Genomic DNA, 20,097 nt, shown 5'->3' with positions numbered 1-20,097 from the left:
CTTGCAACTGAAGCCCGAACGTTATAACCTAGATATGATACAGAGCTAACAGACATTTTACATAAACCCAGCTAATTTGAAATGACGGGGGTTTTAGGCAATGAGTTATTTTACTGAGCTAACATGGAAAGATTCCATTAAAGATATAATTGATATCCTAATCGTCAGTTACATTATTTATAAAGTGCTTAATATGGTACGCGGGACGCGGGCGATTCAGCTTTTAAAAGGGATACTGGTTCTGGTCTTGATTTGGGCGGTAAGCACAATCTTGGACTTGTATACACTTAAATGGCTAATGAATCAAATGTTTACATTCGGGGTCTTAGCTGTCTTTATTATTTTTCAGCCGGAACTACGAAGGGGACTGGAGCAGCTTGGACGGGGCAGATTTTTCGGACGGGCTGGAGAAAGTGACGAAGAGATCAGTAAGTTAATCGGCGAAGTGATTAAAGCCGTGAATTATTTATCTCGCAGAAAAATAGGGGCGTTAATCGTTTTTGAGCGGGAGACGGGGCTAAACGAATATACAGAGTCAGGTATACCCATGCGCTCCCTGGTCAGCTCCGAATTGCTCATTAACATTTTCATTCCCAATACACCTCTGCATGACGGGGCCCTTATTATGCAGGGAAATCAGATTGCTGCGGCTGCTTGTTACTTGCCTTTGTCCGAGAATCCTTTTATCAGCAAAGAACTGGGAACCCGGCATCGCGCTGCTATAGGAATAAGTGAGGTTGCGGACTCGGTGTCTGTCATTGTCTCAGAGGAGACAGGGCAGATTTCCCTTGCCATCAATGGCCAGATCGTGAGAGACATTAAGGAAGAATCTATGATATCGAAGCTCCATCAAGAGCTTAGTGTAAGCTCATCGCTGAAGGAGAAGGGTTCAACTTTCTGGAAACGGAAGGGGGACAAGAATCATGGATAAGTGGATGAACAATAACAATTTCAATAAGATTCTGGCCCTTGTGTTTGGGATCATTTTGTTTACGATGGTTCATGTCGATACTGCGCCTTCTGGACAGACAACAGTGGATATTAAAACAAAAACTATTGAGAATGTGAAGATTGAAGTGACCGGCCTTGACGAGGACAAATATGTCCTTGAACCCTTGGCTGTCGATAGTGTCAGTCTGGAGGTAGCGGGTAAAAATTCCGATATCTCCTTTCAGTTCTCGGATGACTATAAAGTGATGCTTGATCTGAGTAAGGTTGAACCTGGGGACACCACGTTGCCACTTTACTATAAATTACCCAAAGGTGTATCTCTGGTAAGAATGAATCCTAAAGAGGTTACTGTACATGTAGAACCGCGAAACACGAAGTCTTTTCCCATAACATTGGTTACAAAGGGAAAACCTGCAGCGGGCTATCAAATAGGCACGCCTGTCTTGCAGCCTACAGATACTGTAAAAGTGACACTTGCGGATAATGAACTAAGCAAGGTAGCCAAGATACAAGGGACTATTGAGCTTAACGGTGAGAACGAAACCTTTGTAGAAAAAAAGCTGAAGCTACACGCTTATGATAATAACGGAAATGAAATTAAAAATGCTGTAATTGAGCCTTCTACTGTATCTGTGGAATTGCCGATTACCTTACCTTTTAAGAGTGTGCCGCTGGAGATTGGCTTTACTGGGCAACTTCCAGATTCACTTGTATTATCCAAAGTGACCCCTGAGCAGGAAACGGTCGTAGTGTATGGACAAGCAGAGGCTTTAAAAGCTTTATCTGCTTATGAAGCTACAGTCGACCTTAGTGCAATAGATTCTGCGGGGACGAAACAAGTGAAGGTGGATCTGAAGGCACCGGCTGGAACGGAGAAAGTTATGCCAGAAGCTGTGAATGTTTCATTAACCATTTCAGAAATTGCTGAGCGGACGATTGAGGCGGTACCCATCAAGCTCCAAGGCGTGGGGGATGATTTGGAAGGAAGTATTGTTAATCCTTCAAGCAAGGAAATTGCGCTTACCTTAAAGGGTGCACCTGCTTTACTTGATCAACTTGATAAGAAAAATATAGGGGTTGTGGCTGATGTTAGCGGACTTTCAGCTGGAACTCACGAGGTTTCTTTGCGGGTATCATTACCCAAGTTCATCGCACTAGCCAATGCAGGGGTGCCACTTACAGTGACCGTGCAGCTGCTATCGCCTGCAGCACCAGTCCCTACGCCTCATCCAGATACGGGGGGTGTGACTACTCCTGAGCCGAGTTCTGAACCTGTTATAGGCGATGTGGAACCTACGGAGAAGCCCACGCATAGTGGAGAGGCTGGTGGAGCAACACCAACGCCTGTCCCGACGGATAGCAATCCGGAGAATAACGGCACAGCTAACACAAGTACGAATTCCGAGAATCCTGTAGGTACAGGCGGGACGTAATCTTTTGAGCCCAGAGGTACACCAAAATAGTATGCAATTCATATGATAGTACATTAAGCTAACGTAGCGTATTCAAAGGAGAAAAATAATGGGGAAGTATTTTGGAACTGACGGTGTGCGGGGAGTAGCAAACCGTGAATTGACTGCAGAAATGGCTTATAGTATTGGCCGTTGTGGAGGATATGTACTAGCGGGTAACTTGGATAAACCGAAGGTTGTTATCGGAATGGATACACGTATTTCCGGTCCTTTATTGGAATCCGCGCTGATAGCGGGCTTATTGTCTATTGGAGCCGATGTAATCCGTATAGGCGTAGTGAGTACCCCTGCTGTTGCTTATATTACGAGATTGTTAAAAGCAGACGCAGGCGTCATGATTTCAGCTTCTCACAATCCTGTAGAGGATAACGGCATTAAGTTCTTTGGTGGGGATGGCTTCAAGCTTACAGATGAAACTGAACTGCGCATTGAAGAGCTTATGGATGCTGAGGTAGATGAATTGCCACGTCCTATCGGTTCGGGTTTAGGTATGGTTACCGTAGATAATGATGCTAAGTATCTTTATCTGGAGTATTTGAAAACTACCATTTCTCAGGACTTTAAGGGAATCAAGGTTGTACTGGACTGTGCGCATGGCGCAGCGTATGAGCTTGCTCCAAGACTGTTCAGAGAGCTTGGCGCTGAGGTTATTTCTATCGGGGCTGAGCCAGATGGATTGAATATTAATGATGGATTTGGTTCGACACATCCAGAGACTTTGCGTGAAGAAGTCTTGCGTCATGGAGCCGATTTGGGACTTGCTTTTGACGGAGATGCTGACCGCCTGATCGCTATTGATAATAACGGTGATGAAGTCGATGGCGACTTTATCCTTTGTATTTGTGGTGATGCCATGAACCGTGCAGGTAAGCTGAAGGATAGCACGATTGTATCAACCGTTATGAGTAACATCGGATTCTATAAAGCTACCGAGAAATTATCCCTGAATACTGCTAAGACAGCTGTAGGGGATCGTTATGTTATGGAAGAAATGCGTCGTGGGGGCTTTAATCTAGGTGGAGAACAGTCTGGACATGTTATTTTCCTGGATTACAATACAACTGGTGATGGTATTCTTACAGCTATTCAGCTGGTAGATACGCTTAAGGCTACAGGCAAACAGCTTAGCGAAGTTAAGAGTATGATGACTAAATACCCGCAGGTGCTGGTTAATGTTCGTGTACAGGATAAGACTAACTATCCTAATAACCCGGCTATAGAAGCGGCTATCGCTGAAGTGGAAGGTAAGCTAGGTGACAATGGCCGTGTGCTTGTACGTCCGTCAGGTACGGAATCTCTAATCCGCGTTATGGCAGAGGGACCAGATAAGTCAGATCTAGATCTTTATGTGAATCAAATTGTGGAAGTAGTTCAACGCGAATTGGTATAATCCATTACCTTAACTATGAGGCTGGTGCAGTGAGCGGGAGCGATTCGGACTCGTTGCACCAGTGTTATTTTATTTTAGGATTGGATCGTTTGAACTGCTTTTGTAAAATTTAGGTTGATGCGCCATTGCCAAAGTACTACAAGGTGCATATAATAGATTAAGTGTCATTCTAGAAGGAAAGCGGGGATTGTGAGGTTAGCAATAGCAAGCGCCAGAGCTTGGTCTAGCGCGGGGGAGAAGGGAAAGCTGCTTACTTGTTATGTAGGCTATGGCTTGAACGGATCACGGCAGACGTAAGCTGACGAGGTGGAGGTGTTCGAAATGTTCGGCGGGGACCTCCCGGTGATGCACCAGAGCCGTAAATGGATACGGAAAATGAAAGGGCGACCTTTCACACAACGTTTTCATGGGTGCAACAAATTATATTATTCATGTGTGCGCGCATCAGAAGGAAACACGTTATTTCTGCCACGGCAGAGGAGAAGGCTGTGCATTTCATGAACATTAGAATGTAAGTGACAGTTTATTTTGTTGATCCTAAAATACAACAGAATATTTGCTTTTTCTCAAAAACATGCCGCACGGCACGTTTCTTTCCTTATGCCGCCACATTACGATAACTCGGACGGGGGAAATTATAATGTGTGGTATTGTAGGATATATTGGTAATCAGAATTCGCAGGGGATCTTGGTTGAGGGTTTGAAGAAATTGGAATATCGTGGATATGATTCCGCTGGTATTGCTGTATTTACCCAAGAAGGACTGCAAGTAGTGAAAGCTCAAGGCCGTTTGGCGAATCTGCAGTCGAAGCTCGAAGACAGCCCGCTGGCAGGTAGCGCAGGTATCGGACACACACGCTGGGCGACTCACGGTAAACCATCCGATGAGAATTCACATCCACATACGGATAACAGCATGAAGTTCTCGGTAGTTCATAACGGTATTGTCGAAAACTATCTGGATCTGAAAGAAGAGCTGATCGCTGGCGGATGCCACTTTGTCTCTGAAACCGATACAGAAGTTATTTCACATCTGATTGCTCGCGAATATGACGGAGATATCGTGAAGGCTGTACAAAAAGCGATTACGTTCATGCGCGGTGCGTTTGCATTAGGCGTCCTGACTGAATATGAACCAGATAAACTGGTGGCTGTGCGTCAAGCTAGCCCGCTCATTATCGGTCTTGGCGAAGGAGAAAACTTTATCGGGTCAGATATTCCGGCACTGCTTGAATATACCCGTAACGTATATATTTTGAACGACGGCGAAATGGCTGTGCTGACAAGAGATGCTGTCGAATTGATGACGATTGAAGGCAATTTTATTTCTCGGGAAATGATTACTGTCGATTGGGATGCAGTTACCGCAGAAAAAGGCGGCTACGAGCATTTCATGCTGAAAGAAATACACGAGCAACCTAAGGCTTACCGCGACACCATGCGTGGTCGTATCAATGCCGAAGGTAACAAGGTTGTATTGCCTGAACTGAACATGACTGAAGAACAAATCAAGAACATTCGTAACATTCAAGTCGTTGCTTGCGGAACGGCATACAACGCTGGTGTGGTAGGACGTACTATGATCGAATCTTTGGTTCGTATTCCGGTTGAGAATGATATCGCTTCGGAATATCGTTACCGTTCACCAATCGTGACTCCAGAAACTTTGGTTATCGTAGTAAGCCAATCCGGTGAGACTGCAGATACTTTGGCAGCTCTGCGTGAAGCACAAGCTAACGGGGCACATGTATTGGCGATCACTAACGTTGTGGGCAGTTCTATCGCTCGCGAAGCAAATGATGTGTTGGTAACCTTGGCAGGTCCAGAAATTGCAGTAGCTTCGACCAAAGCTTACACTTCACAATTGATCGCATTTGGATTGTTTGCTCTTTACTTGGCTGAAGTTCGTGGTACACAAACCGAAGCACAAGTTACTAAGATTCTTGCAGCTATGCAATCTCTGCCAGAGCAAGTGGAAGAGATCCTAGCTCAAAAAGAAGCGATCAAAGGTTATGCTGAACAAATTTCTGAGCACAAAAACTTGTTCTTCATCGGCCGCGGCGTAGACTACGCTGTTGCTCAAGAAGGATCCTTGAAGCTGAAAGAAATTTCTTATATTCACTCCGAAGCTTATGCTGCAGGGGAATTGAAACACGGTACATTGGCTCTGATCGAAGAAGGCGTTCCAGTTATTGCCCTGGCAACTCAGGAAGCTGTACTTGAGAAGACCGTCAGCAACATCAAAGAAGTGAAAGCTCGGGGCGCAGATGTGCTGGCAATCACGCACCAAGAGCATTTGACGGACCTGCTTAGATCAGTTGATCAAGTGTTCGTGATTCCTAAAACACTTCCAATGCTGACAGCAGCTTTGTCCGTAGTGCCTCTGCAATTATTGTCCTATTATGCTTCTCTTGCGCTGGGTCATGATGTAGATAAACCACGTAACTTGGCGAAGAGTGTTACTGTGGAGTAGAATTGGTGATGTGAAAGTACAGTTGTTTGACTAATTACATTAATGTGTTGTTCTGAACATTAAAGTATTGTTTTGAGTAACAAAATTGCAATAAAGTTGTGTTTTGAAAAGCTTAAGAAAAAAATGAGTGTGGAACAGCAACACTGACATCTAGAGCCGTCCTGAAAATACAGGGCGGCTTTATCTTTTTTTATATGGGGGAAGATGATCTCACAAGGCCGACTTAGTGAAATTGAGCAGGGAAAGACTAAACCCTCTACCGAAACTCTAAAAGAATTAAGGAAAGAAATTAATGTTGATTTAAACTGGTTATTCGACGAGGATATCTAATTTTGTTAATATGTTGATGGTGTGCTACCCGCGTACGTTCTTTAATAGGTAATTGGAAATGGAATATAATGAGGAGGACGCAGCCCAAGCGAAGGCGCGGGAGCGTTCTTTTTATTAAACTAACGGGAGGATATCCCTCAATTCAATGTTTTAAGTACGGCAGCATAACGAAACAGTAGTTCATTAGCGTTCGAACCAAAACAGTGAGATACAGACAACTGAAAGCACGGATGAGTCGGAACGAAACTATCATACGGACGAAGATCCTGTCGGGCAGCATATCTGACCTCCACCTCATGGACAGGTTGAATGAAGGAATGTGGGGGCGTGGACTGTGAGACTTGGGAGGGTTGACCTCCATGAGGAATGTGGAGATCCATAAGTGCAACCATACTTTTCCTAGGTAACCACTTTCTTCAGACTGTGGTTAAGGAGATGTTCTTTTGCGCTTTTCCTCATCCCAACATTTTCTTCGATTTCAACTTGATTCCACCATGAAGTCGTCTGCACTGAACGAATAAAATCAGAAACCTAAGATATTATGAGCATTCAAGAGAAAAGTGATTCCTCATAGAGGGAGAATAGTTTAACAAAGGACAGGATACCGAAGCACCTGTTCTTCAATAATTTCACCATACTTCGGCTACTCTTTGTAAGTGGATTGATCTGTGTCTATGTAGACTACACATTAAAAGACTTATTAGAACATAATATTACATAGAGGAGAATTGGAGATTATTGCGCAAGGAAATTAATATTATAGTAAACTGATGTTCACATGCACTTTAAAAGGTAGTATAATAAAATAAGGAAAATAATACATTTTATAGTTTAATTTTTTCCTTTACGGACCTTATCCATTCGTTCAACATTTAAGTGAATATAATGTTTTAAAGTAGGAAATAATTTATTGGTATAGAAAGGGCGGGATAATATGTTTAAAAAAATATATTTAATAGCCTTTGCAGTGACTATTATTTCAGGAGTGGCATTAATATCAAATTCAAAAGCAGACACCTATCCAGAAATGGAAACCGTAAATAAGACAGTTGAAAATCCTGTTAACACTAATTTTTCAACAAATAACGTAAAATCCGTAGAATCCGTAGAATCAGTAAAAAACGTAGAATCCGTAGAATCAAAAATCGCAAAAGGGTATTATAGTCAACTATATACACCTCATGGCATGTTCTTGCGAGCAGATAAACAAAGTATCTTTAAGGAATCGGAGATAGCAAGAAATTTAGATCAAATCGGGCCTAATACGAATCAACTAATTTTTGAAGGCGAGTTTTTTTTAAAAGTAGATGAATCAACATTTCTTAAATCGTATCCCAATTCGTTGCTCTTAAATGAAACCTTAAATGAAACAGATGAAAACCCGATTAGACTGACGATGCTTCATTAAGCTAACTGGCAGGATAGTTTAAATATACGGTATTATTTTAATTATATCGATAGTAGTACTTTTTATATGCATCGGATACATTCAGTTCCAAAGGATGGTTCAAAACAGTCAAACAAAATCATGAAGGTATAAGCCGCTATAATGCGGCTTATACCTTATTTTAATGGAATTCACGATCAAGCTTAATTTTGGCCCTCGGGTACATCATAAGATAATCGATTTACGGGTCAGATTAACAACTTTATCAAGGTGATTTTCCATTACAAGAGGGAGGGATATTGTATCGGTCATAGGCCGGTGGAATAGTCGAAGAGGTAGGACCAGAAGTTTCAAAAGTGAAACAGGGGTTATCCCTTTCAATATTGTATCTGACTTCATACGAGCTAATATTTAACTACTGGCTACTCAGAAAATTGTAAGGTAATATCGCCGTTATTTGTATAAGCAGATAATTTTTTTGAACCATTCTCTTTATTGGCAGGCAAATTGCTATCTCCTTTCTTTACCTTGCTTAAGATCGCGAAATCATCATATGACCCTAGAATAGAACCGCTAATATTTCCATTTTTTGTTTCAAGGGTTATAGCCGTCCCTACATTCAATTTGTCCAGTTGGATATTTCCGTTATTTATGTTTACTTCCACTGTCCCTAAAAACGCGATTGTTGGTAATACAATATTTTCATTTGATGTTTTTAATGTCAAATTTTTTAAAGTTGCATCAGGTATCCATACCTGAATAGTTCTGGTTACTTGCGAGTCTTTTCCTCCGATATAGTCGTTCCATTCCTTATTACTGTCACTTACCATTGACAGTTCTTTATCGTCAGATAGATCAATCTTGTAAAAATCTTTCTCACTTTCATAGTAAACAATATGAATTTGTTCATCTTTAGATTGGAGAATAGTTATTTTTTTGTCCTTTACATCAATTGTTAAGGTATCAATCTTTTGGGCAGGGATGATGTAATTTTTTTCCTCCATGGAAGTGGAGTGGGAGGAGCATCCTGCCAATGATATCAATAGTGTCACCAATATGCCTATAGTAGTTAGTAATTTTTTTGCAGTACTTTTCATTATAAAATGCTCCTTTGTTAAATCATTTTTCTTTTTAATATAGCCAGTCCTACGAATACCAATCCTAAGCTGCTCTGCAAAAAAAATTGCGATATGCAACAAAGTATTAGAGTTGAACATAATGATCTTGAAAAGTCTACCCAAATATGTTGCAAGAGTTGGATCGGATCATTTTTGTATTTCGTTGCGTTTATCAGTCGCATATGTTTTAATCATCATAAACTTTTGTGTTACAAAAAGGTCAAGAGGGTAGATATGAACAACTATTTTACAATTAAGCAAGCAGCAGAAATCGTAGAGACGACCAGTGAGACCTTGCGGCACTATGATCGTATTGGATTAGTCAAGCCATGCCATAAAGATGAATTGTCGGGATATCGATACTATTCCGAGCAGGAGCTCGTAAAGCTGCAAACCATTGAACTGCTCAAAGCAATGGATCTTACTTTAATGGATATTAAAGATATATTGCAGCAGAATGATCTCTCTAAAGTAATTGAATTTCTAAAACAGGCAGAAAAAAGAGCAGACGATAAAATTGCTCGTCTGCAGTATGCAAAATCGAAAATTAAACGTGCCTATCTACATTATGAAAATAAGTTCCACAACGGTTATAGTCAAAGTGAAAATTACTTTATCAGAAACATAGAGGCAAGGGTAATTATGCTTTCGAATAAAATGGAAAGCCCCACACTTAAGAATTTATGGGACTATCACAGACATTTCTATCAACAAATTGAGACTTCACTGCATTCACAATTTCTATTTGAAGATATGGCGGGAATGTTCACGACTGAAGGAATAACACGGTTATTTGCTGTTTGCTTAAAATATCCGTCTTTAGAGGGGTTGACTGTGCTACCAGAAGGGGACTATCTGTGTGCAAACTGTACCGAAGAGAATAAGAATGCTGTATTACAAAATTTACTTGAAAGGGCAAAGACGGAATACGATGTGTGTCCAGATTTTGTTCTTCATAACATTACTGTGACTGGAATATTGCAGTGGGATTATCAGATACAACTGTTCATTAAGAAACGCACATGTTAGATTAAATACAAAGGAAAAGGTTTAGGAAGAGAAAATCGTTTGATTAAAAGTCGCTAATTTAGCGGCTTTTTTTTGATTAAGCAATCACGTTTCTTGCCCCAGGCTGAGGACAAGAACGTTATACTTCGCCGATTAGCTAAATAGATAACATTTAACTATAGTTCAATGTTATCTATTTAGCTAACTGGCAGATTAACGCTATAAGCCTCTTAGGAATAGTATGATTAAGTGAAAAAAGTATTCTAATGAATTCTCTAATGTGAATAAATACAAATTCCACTGCAGTTAATCCATTTTCTATACATATTTTTAATAGTATATTGAGGTAAATAAAGTGATTTTTTCACTTTGATAAATCCGAAATTGCTTTGTCGGTATTATTTTATGGCTTCGTAAGGATTGCAAAACCATCGAAATATGGGAGTTTAAAACAGATGTGTGCCGTAGTTAGTTTTATGAAAGGAAGGTATAGGGGTGAGTATTTATTACGCTTCAAGCAAAGAGGATATCACTAAGGATGCACTCCAAGAGTTGTTTCTTTCGGTAGAATGGGAGTCTGGCAAGTATCCAAACGAGCTTTTACAAGCAATCGGAGGGTCTCATTCAATTGTTACCGCTTGGGAAGGAGGAAAGCTTGTCGGTTTAATAAATGCTTTGTCAGATGGTGTTTTAACGGTATATTTTCATTATATGCTTATTAATCCGAGTTATCAGAGTATAGGTATAGGTAAGGAAATGATGAATATAATGCTTGATAGATATAAAGGGTGTAAAACAAAGGTATTAATTTCTTATCCGCATGCAGTGGATTTCTATAATAAGTTTGGCTTTAATACAGAGGATGGAGCTACACCAATGTTTATCTCAGAGTTGATATGATTAAAATAACGGATCACGATAGTTTAATCGCAACAAGAAGGCAGCCGATCAGAGGATCAGCTGCCGTTTTTATTGAAGTAGAGGGGCAGGATAACTCAGTAATTTCGCGAATACTCAAAAGATGGAATTATCACAAAGTTCCCGAATAAGACGTTATAAGAAATCGGCGAGAAACTATAAGGAGCAGAAAACATGAAATGCCCTCACTGTAACAACGAATTAAGTGAACTTCCTTTATGTTACGGAAGTGAAGCACCATATTATTTTTACACTGTACCAGAAGAGAAAAGAACAGAATTAATTAGAGATTTTTGTGTAATTGATGAACAGCATTTCTTTATTAGAGGCCATATTGAAATACCAATAATCGATAGCAAAGAGAAATTTATATGGAGTGTGTGGGTTTCTCTTAGTGAAGAAAACTTTCTGAAGTCTAATGAATTATTGCACGTAGAAGGAAGGGAGACGGAAGAACCTTATTTTGGTTGGTTATCGACTGAACTTTCAATATATCCAATAACTACATTATCGTTAAAGACAATGGTGCATACACAAGAGGTTGGTGCTGTTCCGTTAATAGAATTAGAACAAATGAATCATCCACTTGCAGTTGAACAAAGAGAAGGAATTACAATGGAGAGAGTTAAAGAAATTGCTCATTTAATAAACCATAGTCAGTAAGAGAAAAATTTGAATCTATAGTCGAAGAAGCTGCCGACAGCTTATTAAATCATATCTACGCCAGCAGACAACCTTGCAATGCTAAACTCGGTGTGTAATGTCGTTTAAGCTAACAGGAGACTTTTGTTCAATGAAACAGAGACAGTCTAATATTTTATTTTCTGCTGACAATGACACGTTAGTCCCGATGATGTGAATAATCATCGGGACTTTTTATTCAAAAGGCAAATTTTCGGAGGGTATATTCTTGAGGCAGGCTAAGCAAACTGAACTTTTCTTTCATAAGTTGTCGCCCGTGAAACACTCAACGTCACCCCGTACTCCTATAAGGGAGTTAACGGGTGGCGTTTTTTCATGCCCGATTCTACAGATGTAGTATCAACAAGGCGTGCCCTAAATCATTACACCTATAAAGATCACGGGTTAAATTGCAATCAACTTCAGCTGATGGAAAGTTAGCTTTACATGTATAATCCAATATGTTATTCTTACGGAAAGTTAACTTTCCATAATTGCTTCAGGAGGTAAGATATTGAAAAACAGGCTTGAAGAGATTAGAAAAGAAAAGGGCATTAAACAAGAAGAACTAGCGGATAAATTGGAAGTATCCAGGCAAACGATTGGTTCACTTGAAAATGGCCGGTATAACCCATCCATCATTCTTGCATTTAAGATTGCGCGATTTTTTGAAATGAGTATTGAAGATATTTTCATTTACGAGGAGGAGCTGGGTAATGAAAACGGCAAGTAAATGGGTGCTCTTAACAATTGCAGGTGCTATTATGGTTTATATGGGTGGATTTATTTTAACTGACGAGAAGCTAAAAGGAATTTCCGGTTTGCTCATTGGTGTGGGTTCAGTCCTTGCAGTGCTTGGAGTAGGAAATATGGTGTATTCGTTATGGCTTAATAAGCCCCAGAACAAAATAAAGAATGATGAGAAAGTTAGAATGAGTAAAATTGAGGCTAATGATGAACGGAAAATAAGAATAAGAGAAAAAGCGGGTTGGAAAACTAATATTGTTAACTTTTACATCCTAATGGCTCTAACTGTTGTATTTAGTTTAATGGGAGTAGATCAAACTGTAGTCACTGTGTTATGTGGTGTTTTTGTTTTTCAAATCTCCTTAGGAATTTTCCTGTTTAATTATTATGCTAAGAGAATGTAATTGGAATGACGTAACATCAATTAGACCATTCGAAAATATTTTATTAGGAGAGAATGACATGGAAGTATTTTCAGAATATTTAGCGCAAATTGATAACCCGCAACATCGGGAAAGAATGGAAGAAGTTTTGGCTTGGGTAGCTGGAAAATTTACTGATTTAAAGCCAAAAGTTGCGTGGAATCAGCCTATGTTTACCGATCACGATACTTTTATTATTGGTTTTAGTGTATCCAAACATCATTTGGCGGTTGCCCCTGAAATTGCAGGAATTAATCGTTTTTCTGATGAAATATTGCAGGCAGGTTATGATCACACCAAGCAGTTGTTACGCATCCGGTGGGAAAGTCCCGTTGATTTCTCATTACTTGAAAAAATGATCGAGTTTAATATTTTGGATAAGGCAGACTGTTCAACTTTTTGGCGGAAATAAAACGTATTATTTAGCGTTTAATTCATTTTAAGCAAATTTATATGTGGAAGCACCGGAGGACAAGTCACTTTTAATATGTGATTTGTCTTTTTTATTTGAATTCTCAGCACGAAATATTCAATATTTTGGAAGGTGGACGGAATGTTGGAAGCGAATTTATACACGTTAGTTCAACCTGCTGAATGATGAAAAATGGAAGTGAGACAAATGGCTACTGTAGGCGAGAGCTAATTCAGATTGGAGGATGAAAATGCCACTAAACGATGATCAACTATTAGAGCTATTAAGAGGTCAGGGTATTCCTGAGATTCTTGAGATTAAAAGAACAAAACAAGAAATACGCAATCGAGCAGCACTCAATAAAATAGAAGTGTATACGAAAGACAATAAGGTTTTGTCGTTATTAGAGAAAATTACGAAGTCAGATCATATCCCATTTGAAAATACTATTTACAATCATTACTCTACCAAGGATGTATCCGTTCCGAGAGTCTTTTTTAATAAATATGATACAGTTGGACAAGAAGGGATATTGTTGATGGAAGATCTGACCCCGACACATAACAATTTAGATGACTGGGAAGTACCTATTGAATCTGATAAATTAGCAAACATTATTGATGTGATCGCACAGTTTCATTCTGCTTCTTGGGAGACAAGCGAGTTAGCTCATCCCGAGCATTTGAAAAGTATAGAGCATTATTTAAAGCATATTTCGTATTTGGAGAGAGATTATCTGGATTTTAGAAAGCACCAGACTTATAACCTTGGGGAAGAACAGTTTAGTATTTACGAGAAGTGTTTACTTAGCTTGCGTGAAAATGCCCAGAAACATATTAGTCGTATCTCCAGATATCAAAATACAACATGCATCCATGGTGATCTAAATGTTGGCAATTTATTATATCCGATGTTCAGCAGTTCAAGGCCGTGCATCATTGATCTTGAAGCAGTGAAGGTTGGGCTTTGTACCGAGGATCTCGTTATGTTATTTATCCACGATTTGTTTCATGGCAGTGAGGAGACTACACGTATTTTTGATCTGTATTTTCATTCAATTAACAATAAAATCAGGAGCGCATACACGTACACACAATTTGTGGAGGACGTTAGATTATCGATTATGGAAGGAATCTTTTTTCCAATAAAGTTATTTGTCCATGAAGGAATTAAGGATGAGGAGCTTATATGGAAATCGATAAATGCTTATAAGAATCTATTCTGAAAGGAAGTGGCCCTCGTTGTTTTTTCTTCAGATGTCTGGATACCCCGGATCAGGGAAGTCTTCATTAGCCAGAGTAATAGCGCAGCATACTTCTGCTGTTATTCTTGATCACGACATTGTAAAGTCTTCTCTTATGGAATCACTTGGAGCAAACATTGGGTTCAAGGAAGTTGGAAAAATTTCGTATGACATTGAATGGGCTTTGATAGATTTCCACTTATCTCAAGGTCATAATGTTATACTCGATAGCCCTTGTTTATACTCTGAAATGATAGAGAGAGGATTGAATCTGACCCGGAAATATAATGTGGAATATAAATATGTAGAATGTCTATTAAATGACTATGATGAGCTCAATAATAGACTGCGAAATAGAAAAAGAATGATTAGCCAGATTGAAAGAGTGCCTTCTGAAGAGACATTGCTAAAAACTATTGAAAATGCTAAAAAGCCATCTAATGTCAGAATACATATTGTTAATACAAAGGAACCGATTGAATCCTATATTAAAAGTGTCATTGAATACTTAAATACTTAGCCTAAATTTTGAGGAGGGGAACAGATGGATTTTGAGAAAGCAGCCCATTTCATTTGGGCACATGGCAGATTATTAGAAAGAAGGGTTTTTGAATATATTTTCCACGGTGGATCAATGAGCAATGTTATGACTTCACTAACAGCCTACCAAAACGAAGATGGTGGGTTTGGAAATGCAATAGAGCCGGATTTACGGGTACCCGGTAGTCAGCCACTTTTCATGGAATTTGCACTACGTTTTTTATATGACTGTAACATAAAAGACGAAGAACTTTCTCAAAAAGCATGTGATTATATTTCAAAGCATGCTGATTTAAAAAAAGGGATTCCAACAATATTTCCTTCATCAGCAAACTATCCAAGAGCAGAACATTGGAGTAACCCTCTTTCTACAGAGCCATCATTTAGCAGACTTACTAGTCTTGTCGGGCTTCTTAAGTGGCAAGGGATAGAACATTCCTGGCTTGATAAGGCGACAGAAATTTGTTTGGAAGATATTCACGCACAAGCATATGACGATGCGCATACAATTTTGACTGCATTTTATTTATTGGAAAGCCTACCTCAATCGGATTATATCAAAGGATTATTTCAAAAATTATCTAAGGAGCTTATTACTGCCAACTTCTTTTGTATGGATGCCGCATCCCACAGTTATGGACTCTCTCCTCTAGAATTTTCGCCATCACCCACTTCTTACTGTAGCAGCATATTTTCTGATGAAACCATTCTTGATCACTTAAAAGTATTAGAACACCAACAGGAGGATGATGGAGGATGGCAGATAACATGGGAGCCTCCCGGTGAAACAGCGAGGTTGGAATGGAGAGCCTATAAGACGCTAAAGAGTTTGATGATACTAAATTCATACAATAAGATTAATCTATGAGACTATTAAGGAGATAATAAACACTCCAAGGAGAGGAACCTATGAACAAATTAAGGGCAATCATAGTTCCGTTATTCTTAATCTTTTTATTGGGATGTAGTAAGGAGCAAATTAGCGATAATTCAAAAAAAGAATATAGCAAAGCTGAACAATTTATTACCGATATGGGCTATCTGATCATTAGTAATGAAGGAATTGTTTCTGAATATTTATTAGATAAAAAACTGCTGACGGAAATGCCATACATACAATATTGGAGTGTTCAAAGTGTTGATCCAATCGATTATATAGGCAAGGAAATAACTACAAGTAAGTTCATCGTTAAAAACCACCCCATAGATAATGAGAAGGATAATACAAAAAAACAAACCCTGATTTTTCTGCTAGAAGCAGACGATCAAGTGATAGAAGGCTATAGTTTTCCTGATTTCGATGAATTACATATGGGCTGGGTTTACACCATTGATGGAAAAACACTCGAAGAATTGACCGGAGAAGCTTTCCCGAAATGGTCTAAGGAGTGGAATTTAAGATATAAATAATGGCTGGGGAGTATTTATAAAGGAGCAGATATGAAAAAACTAATCCTAGTACTTGTAGCTGTGGTTATTATTTCGAATGCGATATGGAGTTATTTATATTTCAATAAAGAGGTCGAAACAAATTTAAACACTGGTGTTCAAGTATATACGCTTAAGGGTACAGGGGATACATGGGATGTTTTAGATTACAAAATAATAATAAGGATGAAACAGTTCTTGTAAATGAAGCTAGGTCAACGGATGGACCCGTTTCAATATTAAGTAACACTGATATCGCGTCTATAACAGGTCCGTATTCGTATGACGAATTAAATAAAAATAGACAAAATTATGAAAATACCACTTTATCTATTACATGGAATGATAATGAAGGGGAGATTCATTCCGAAACAATAAGTTTAGATATTGAGAGTGAAATTTCTCTTAAGGATGATCTTTAAGGGTGATAAATCCAAGAGACTAAGATTGAATCTCTACGGACTGAAGGAAGATCCTCTACGCCCCAAAAGCCTGCCGGTACTTCACAGGAGACATGCCTTCAAACCTTCTGAACACTTTAATGAAATAGCTGGACTGGGCAAAACCGGACTGAGTAGCAACCTGAGCAATGGAGAGTCCTGTGGAAACTAGTAAAAGCTTGGCTTTAGCCAGCCGACAATCGGTTAAATAACGGTTAGGTGTTTTACCCATAACCACCCGGAACAGCCTTAGAAAATGATAGCTGCTGTACCCGGTCAATCTTGCCATCGATTCCAGAGACCAAGGGCTGGCACATTCGACATGGATGATATCTGCAGCACTGCGGATGGACTGCCTAACCTCGTGCGGTACTGAGCCGTGAAGCGGCTCGGAGTTCTGCAGCAATTTTACTAGAAGCTCATACAGCAGAGCAGATAGTCTTGGCTCGCTACGGGTCACGTAGGAAGCGCTTAGTAGGTACATTTCCTCGAATAGCTCGTCCAGCTTAGCATCCAAATCAAAAGTGAACAGGTATGCACGAGACTGGTCCACTTCTTCTAATAAGGGAAGGACAATTTCAGTGTTAAAATGAACCCAGCGGACATCCCAAGGCTCGCCTGGGTCAGAGCCGTATTGCTGATAAGCCCCTTTAGGGTACAGAAAACCTCGTCCTCTACTCATCGGAATACGTTCGCCCTCATGGAATACATAACCCTCCCCACCAAAGATCAAATGCAGGTTATAGCTCCCCAGAAAACCTTCGCTTCTTCTCTCTGTATGTTGTGGAAAGTGAGTGTAATGTCCCAAAAATTCAGGATAACAGACATATTTCGAAAAAGCCGGTGTCGGCAAATACCATTGTTTCTTCATGTTTGGCAGCACCCATTTCTGTAGCGCAACAGAGCGCAAGTTGGATTAAGGCAATGAACGCAAGATTATTATATGATAGCAATATTTTGTTATATAAGACCTCTTATTATTGATACTACAATAGAATTATAAAATATTGAAAGCATATTTTTAATACTTTGGAGGTAATGATGAAGAAACCTGTCGCAACTGAAAAATTCGAGCTTGGCGTTTGTTATTATCCGGAGCACTGGCCAGAAAACATGTGGGAGGACGATTATCGCCGGATGCGTGAACTCGGCTTTACGATCATTCGGATGGGGGAGTTTGCTTGGTCTATTTTTGAACCGGCAGAAGGGCAGTTTCAGTTCGGGCTCTTTGATCGGGCGATTGATCTAGCACATAAATATGGTCTTCAGGTTGTACTTGGTACTCCGACGGCGACGCCTCCAGCTTGGTTGACTGATAAGTATCCCGAAGTTTTAAATGTAACCTACGAAGGTGTTACACTTCAGCATGGCATGCGCCGTCATTATAATTACAGCAGTCCTAAATACCGGGAACTGTGTGCACGTATTGCAGAACAAATGGCTGAACATTACGGCAATCATCCGGGTGTAGTTGGCTGGCAAATTGATAATGAACTCAACTGTGAGATCAGTGAATTTTATTCGGAGAGTGACCATAAGGCTTTCCGGGAATGGCTACAGCAGAAATATGTTACACTTGAGCATTTGAACGAGGCTTGGGGAGCTGTTTTTTGGAATCAAAGCTATAGTGACTGGTCTCAGGTCTATCTTCCACGTCCGACTCCAGTACCGAAGCAACCCAATCCTCATCAGGCATTGGATGAAAAACGGTTTATTTCGGACAATACAATTTCTTTTGCCAAAAACCAAGCGGATATCATCCGTAAACTTGCCCCTAAGCAGTGGGTAACCACGAACGGTCTGTTCGGGCATCTCGATAGCCATGAAATGACGGATGAACTGTTGGATTTCTTCAGCTATGATTCCTATCCTCAGTTCTCTACTATTTTTTATGACCCGAATGAGAGGAATCCGCTGAATGATAGAGGCTGGGGACTGTCGTTATCTGTTGTTCGTTCGATATCCCCGAATTTCTGCATTATGGAGCAGCAGTCGGGCCCGGGTGGCTGGGTGAACCGGATGGATATGCCTTCTCCAAAGCCCGGGCAGATGCGGTTATGGACTTATCAGTCGATCGCTCATGGAGCAGATATGGTGTTATATTTCCGCTGGCGGACAGCTACGATGGGCAATGAAATTTATTGGCATGGAATCAATGACTATCATAATCAGCCTAACCGGAGAGTACGGGAAGCGGGGCAGATCGGTCAGGAGCTGGCAGCAGCAGGTCATGCGTTTGTCGGTACTCGTAATCAGGCTAACATTGCTATTGTTCGTGATTATGACAATGAGTGGGATGGAGAATACGATGTTTGGCATGGCCCGTTTATGTGGAAGAGCAATAAGGAGTGGTACAAGGCGCTTCAGCGGAAGCATATCCCGAATGACGTACTCTATTTACGCAAAAAAACAACGCTGGAGGAGCTTGCAAGGTACGACGTGCTTATCTATCCTCACCCAGCGATTATGACAGATGAGACAGCAGCACTGCTGGATGAATATGTTCAGCAAGGCGGCAAACTGATCTTCGGCTGTAGAACCGGCTATAAGGATGAGCGCGGTCAATGTTATATGCGTCCTTTCCCAGGTGCTGCTAAGGATCTATGCGGGATCACAGTTGAAGAATTCACAATGGTTAAGGGCAGTCGTCAGCCAACAACAATTAGCTGGTCGGGCGTGACCGAAGTCGTTACAGGAGCAGATGACTTTAATGATATTCTCAAAATAGAGGAAGCTTCGGTTGAAGTGATGGCGGTTTACGCCTCTGATTATTATGCGGGAAAACCGGCGGTAACTAGAAATCGTCGCGGCAAGGGTGAGGTTTGGTATTACGGAGCCGTATTTAATGAACAGGCAGCGGCTGAGATCATAAATTTAATTGATCTACAATCGCCAGTAGATTGGCTGGAGCTCCCAGAAGAGGTAGAACTGCAAGTCCGTACCGGAGCTTCTTCCAGTTATGCTTTTTTGCTTAATTATAGTGAGACTCCTGTCACGATCCATCTTCATGAGACCAAAACAGATTTACTGAGCGGCACAACATTGTCGGGCGAGGTGCTTCTGGAAGGATTTGGGGTATTGGTGTTAAACTAACGTATACATTGATTTCACATTTGAGTAGATTTGGATAAATCTCT

20 protein-coding genes are annotated in these 20,097 nt (G+C 40.2%); 18 read left to right on the top strand and 2 right to left on the bottom strand.

Translation table 11 applies throughout. The features are described from left to right. Positions 1-100 precede the first annotated feature (100 nt). The 6 genes from cdaA to MHI15_RS10660 all read left to right on the top strand — a co-directional run bounded on the left by cdaA (position 101) and on the right by MHI15_RS10660 (position 8,024). Entirely contained in the window at positions 101-931 is an 831-nt protein-coding gene (cdaA, locus tag MHI15_RS10680; RefSeq protein ID WP_036681290.1) for a diadenylate cyclase CdaA, read from the top strand. After that, entirely contained in the window at positions 924-2,384 is a 1,461-nt protein-coding gene (locus MHI15_RS10675) for a CdaR family protein (protein WP_081386458.1), read from the top strand. The genes cdaA and MHI15_RS10675 overlap by 8 nt, the downstream gene beginning before the upstream one ends. A gap of 88 nt (positions 2,385-2,472) precedes the next feature. After that, entirely contained in the window at positions 2,473-3,813 is a 1,341-nt protein-coding gene (gene glmM, locus MHI15_RS10670; RefSeq protein WP_076129780.1) for a phosphoglucosamine mutase, read from the top strand. Positions 3,814-4,453: 640 nt separating this feature from the next. After that, positions 4,454-6,286, top strand: coding sequence for a glutamine--fructose-6-phosphate transaminase (isomerizing) (gene glmS / locus MHI15_RS10665; protein WP_076129781.1), 1,833 nt, complete (start codon positions 4,454-4,456; stop codon positions 6,284-6,286). 204 nt (positions 6,287-6,490) lie between these two features. Next, a complete protein-coding gene (locus MHI15_RS30770; RefSeq protein WP_445668000.1) occupies positions 6,491-6,616 on the top strand; it encodes a helix-turn-helix domain-containing protein in 126 nt (41 codons plus the stop codon). A 934-nt stretch (positions 6,617-7,550) separates the two neighbouring features. Then, complete coding sequence (locus tag MHI15_RS10660) at positions 7,551-8,024, top strand: hypothetical protein (RefSeq protein WP_076129788.1); 474 nt, start codon at positions 7,551-7,553, stop codon at positions 8,022-8,024. Positions 8,025-8,425: 401 nt separating this feature from the next. On the opposite strand, the gene MHI15_RS10655 is transcribed toward MHI15_RS10660, so the two are convergent. Beyond that, positions 8,426-9,100: a DUF4097 family beta strand repeat-containing protein gene (locus tag MHI15_RS10655; protein WP_341143583.1), complete on the bottom strand. Its 675-nt coding sequence runs from the start codon at positions 9,098-9,100 to the stop codon at positions 8,426-8,428. 255 nt (positions 9,101-9,355) lie between these two features. On the opposite strand from MHI15_RS10655, the gene MHI15_RS10650 reads away from it, so the two are divergent. From MHI15_RS10650 to MHI15_RS10600, 11 genes are all read left to right on the top strand, one after another. Beyond that, the gene (locus tag MHI15_RS10650; protein ID WP_341164408.1) at positions 9,356-10,150 is read left to right on the top strand and encodes a MerR family transcriptional regulator; all 795 of its coding nucleotides are present in this window, start codon (positions 9,356-9,358) and stop codon (positions 10,148-10,150) included. A gap of 474 nt (positions 10,151-10,624) precedes the next feature. Then, the gene (locus tag MHI15_RS10645; RefSeq protein ID WP_038573410.1) at positions 10,625-11,029 is read left to right on the top strand and encodes a GNAT family N-acetyltransferase; all 405 of its coding nucleotides are present in this window, start codon (positions 10,625-10,627) and stop codon (positions 11,027-11,029) included. A gap of 192 nt (positions 11,030-11,221) precedes the next feature. After that, complete coding sequence (locus MHI15_RS10640) at positions 11,222-11,710, top strand: DUF2199 domain-containing protein (protein ID WP_341164407.1); 489 nt, start codon at positions 11,222-11,224, stop codon at positions 11,708-11,710. 532 nt (positions 11,711-12,242) lie between these two features. Then, the gene (locus MHI15_RS10635; RefSeq protein ID WP_036681352.1) at positions 12,243-12,461 is read left to right on the top strand and encodes a helix-turn-helix transcriptional regulator; all 219 of its coding nucleotides are present in this window, start codon (positions 12,243-12,245) and stop codon (positions 12,459-12,461) included. After that, a complete protein-coding gene (locus tag MHI15_RS10630) occupies positions 12,445-12,879 on the top strand; it encodes a hypothetical protein (RefSeq protein WP_076129794.1) in 435 nt (144 codons plus the stop codon). Before MHI15_RS10635 ends, MHI15_RS10630 begins: the two co-directional genes overlap by 17 nt. Before the next feature lie 58 nt (positions 12,880-12,937). Further along, positions 12,938-13,309 (top strand): iron chaperone, encoded by a 372-nt coding sequence (locus MHI15_RS10625; protein ID WP_341164406.1) that lies wholly within the window; start codon positions 12,938-12,940, stop codon positions 13,307-13,309. 250 nt (positions 13,310-13,559) lie between these two features. Next, on the top strand, positions 13,560-14,534 hold the full coding sequence (locus MHI15_RS10620) for an aminoglycoside phosphotransferase family protein (protein ID WP_341164405.1): 975 nt from the start codon (positions 13,560-13,562) through the stop codon (positions 14,532-14,534). Positions 14,535-14,550: 16 nt separating this feature from the next. Further along, on the top strand, positions 14,551-15,072 hold the full coding sequence (locus MHI15_RS10615; protein WP_076186542.1) for an AAA family ATPase: 522 nt from the start codon (positions 14,551-14,553) through the stop codon (positions 15,070-15,072). A gap of 24 nt (positions 15,073-15,096) precedes the next feature. Beyond that, positions 15,097-15,960 carry a hypothetical protein gene (locus MHI15_RS10610; protein WP_341164404.1) on the top strand — a complete coding sequence of 288 codons (864 nt, stop codon included), beginning with the start codon at positions 15,097-15,099 and terminating at the stop codon, positions 15,958-15,960. A 41-nt stretch (positions 15,961-16,001) separates the two neighbouring features. Continuing rightward, positions 16,002-16,502 carry a hypothetical protein gene (locus MHI15_RS10605; RefSeq protein ID WP_341164403.1) on the top strand — a complete coding sequence of 167 codons (501 nt, stop codon included), beginning with the start codon at positions 16,002-16,004 and terminating at the stop codon, positions 16,500-16,502. Positions 16,503-16,672: 170 nt separating this feature from the next. Continuing rightward, the gene (locus MHI15_RS10600; protein ID WP_076194044.1) at positions 16,673-16,942 is read left to right on the top strand and encodes a hypothetical protein; all 270 of its coding nucleotides are present in this window, start codon (positions 16,673-16,675) and stop codon (positions 16,940-16,942) included. A gap of 55 nt (positions 16,943-16,997) precedes the next feature. On the opposite strand, the gene MHI15_RS10595 is transcribed toward MHI15_RS10600, so the two are convergent. Further along, positions 16,998-17,831, bottom strand: a complete 834-nt coding sequence (locus MHI15_RS10595; protein WP_111505655.1) for a helix-turn-helix transcriptional regulator — start codon at positions 17,829-17,831, stop codon at positions 16,998-17,000. Between the two features lie 170 nt (positions 17,832-18,001). Between MHI15_RS10595 and MHI15_RS10590 the strand changes: the two genes are divergently transcribed. Then, on the top strand, positions 18,002-20,053 hold the full coding sequence (locus MHI15_RS10590) for a beta-galactosidase (RefSeq protein ID WP_076280173.1): 2,052 nt from the start codon (positions 18,002-18,004) through the stop codon (positions 20,051-20,053). The last annotated feature ends 44 nt before the right edge of the window (positions 20,054-20,097 follow it).

The organism is Paenibacillus sp. FSL H7-0918, from assembly GCF_038007025.1.
GTDB classification, from domain to species: domain Bacteria; phylum Bacillota; class Bacilli; order Paenibacillales; family Paenibacillaceae; genus Paenibacillus_AQ; species Paenibacillus_AQ odorifer.
The sequence above is the reverse complement of the archived record's forward strand: the minus strand, read 5'-3'. Positions and strand labels throughout refer to the sequence as shown.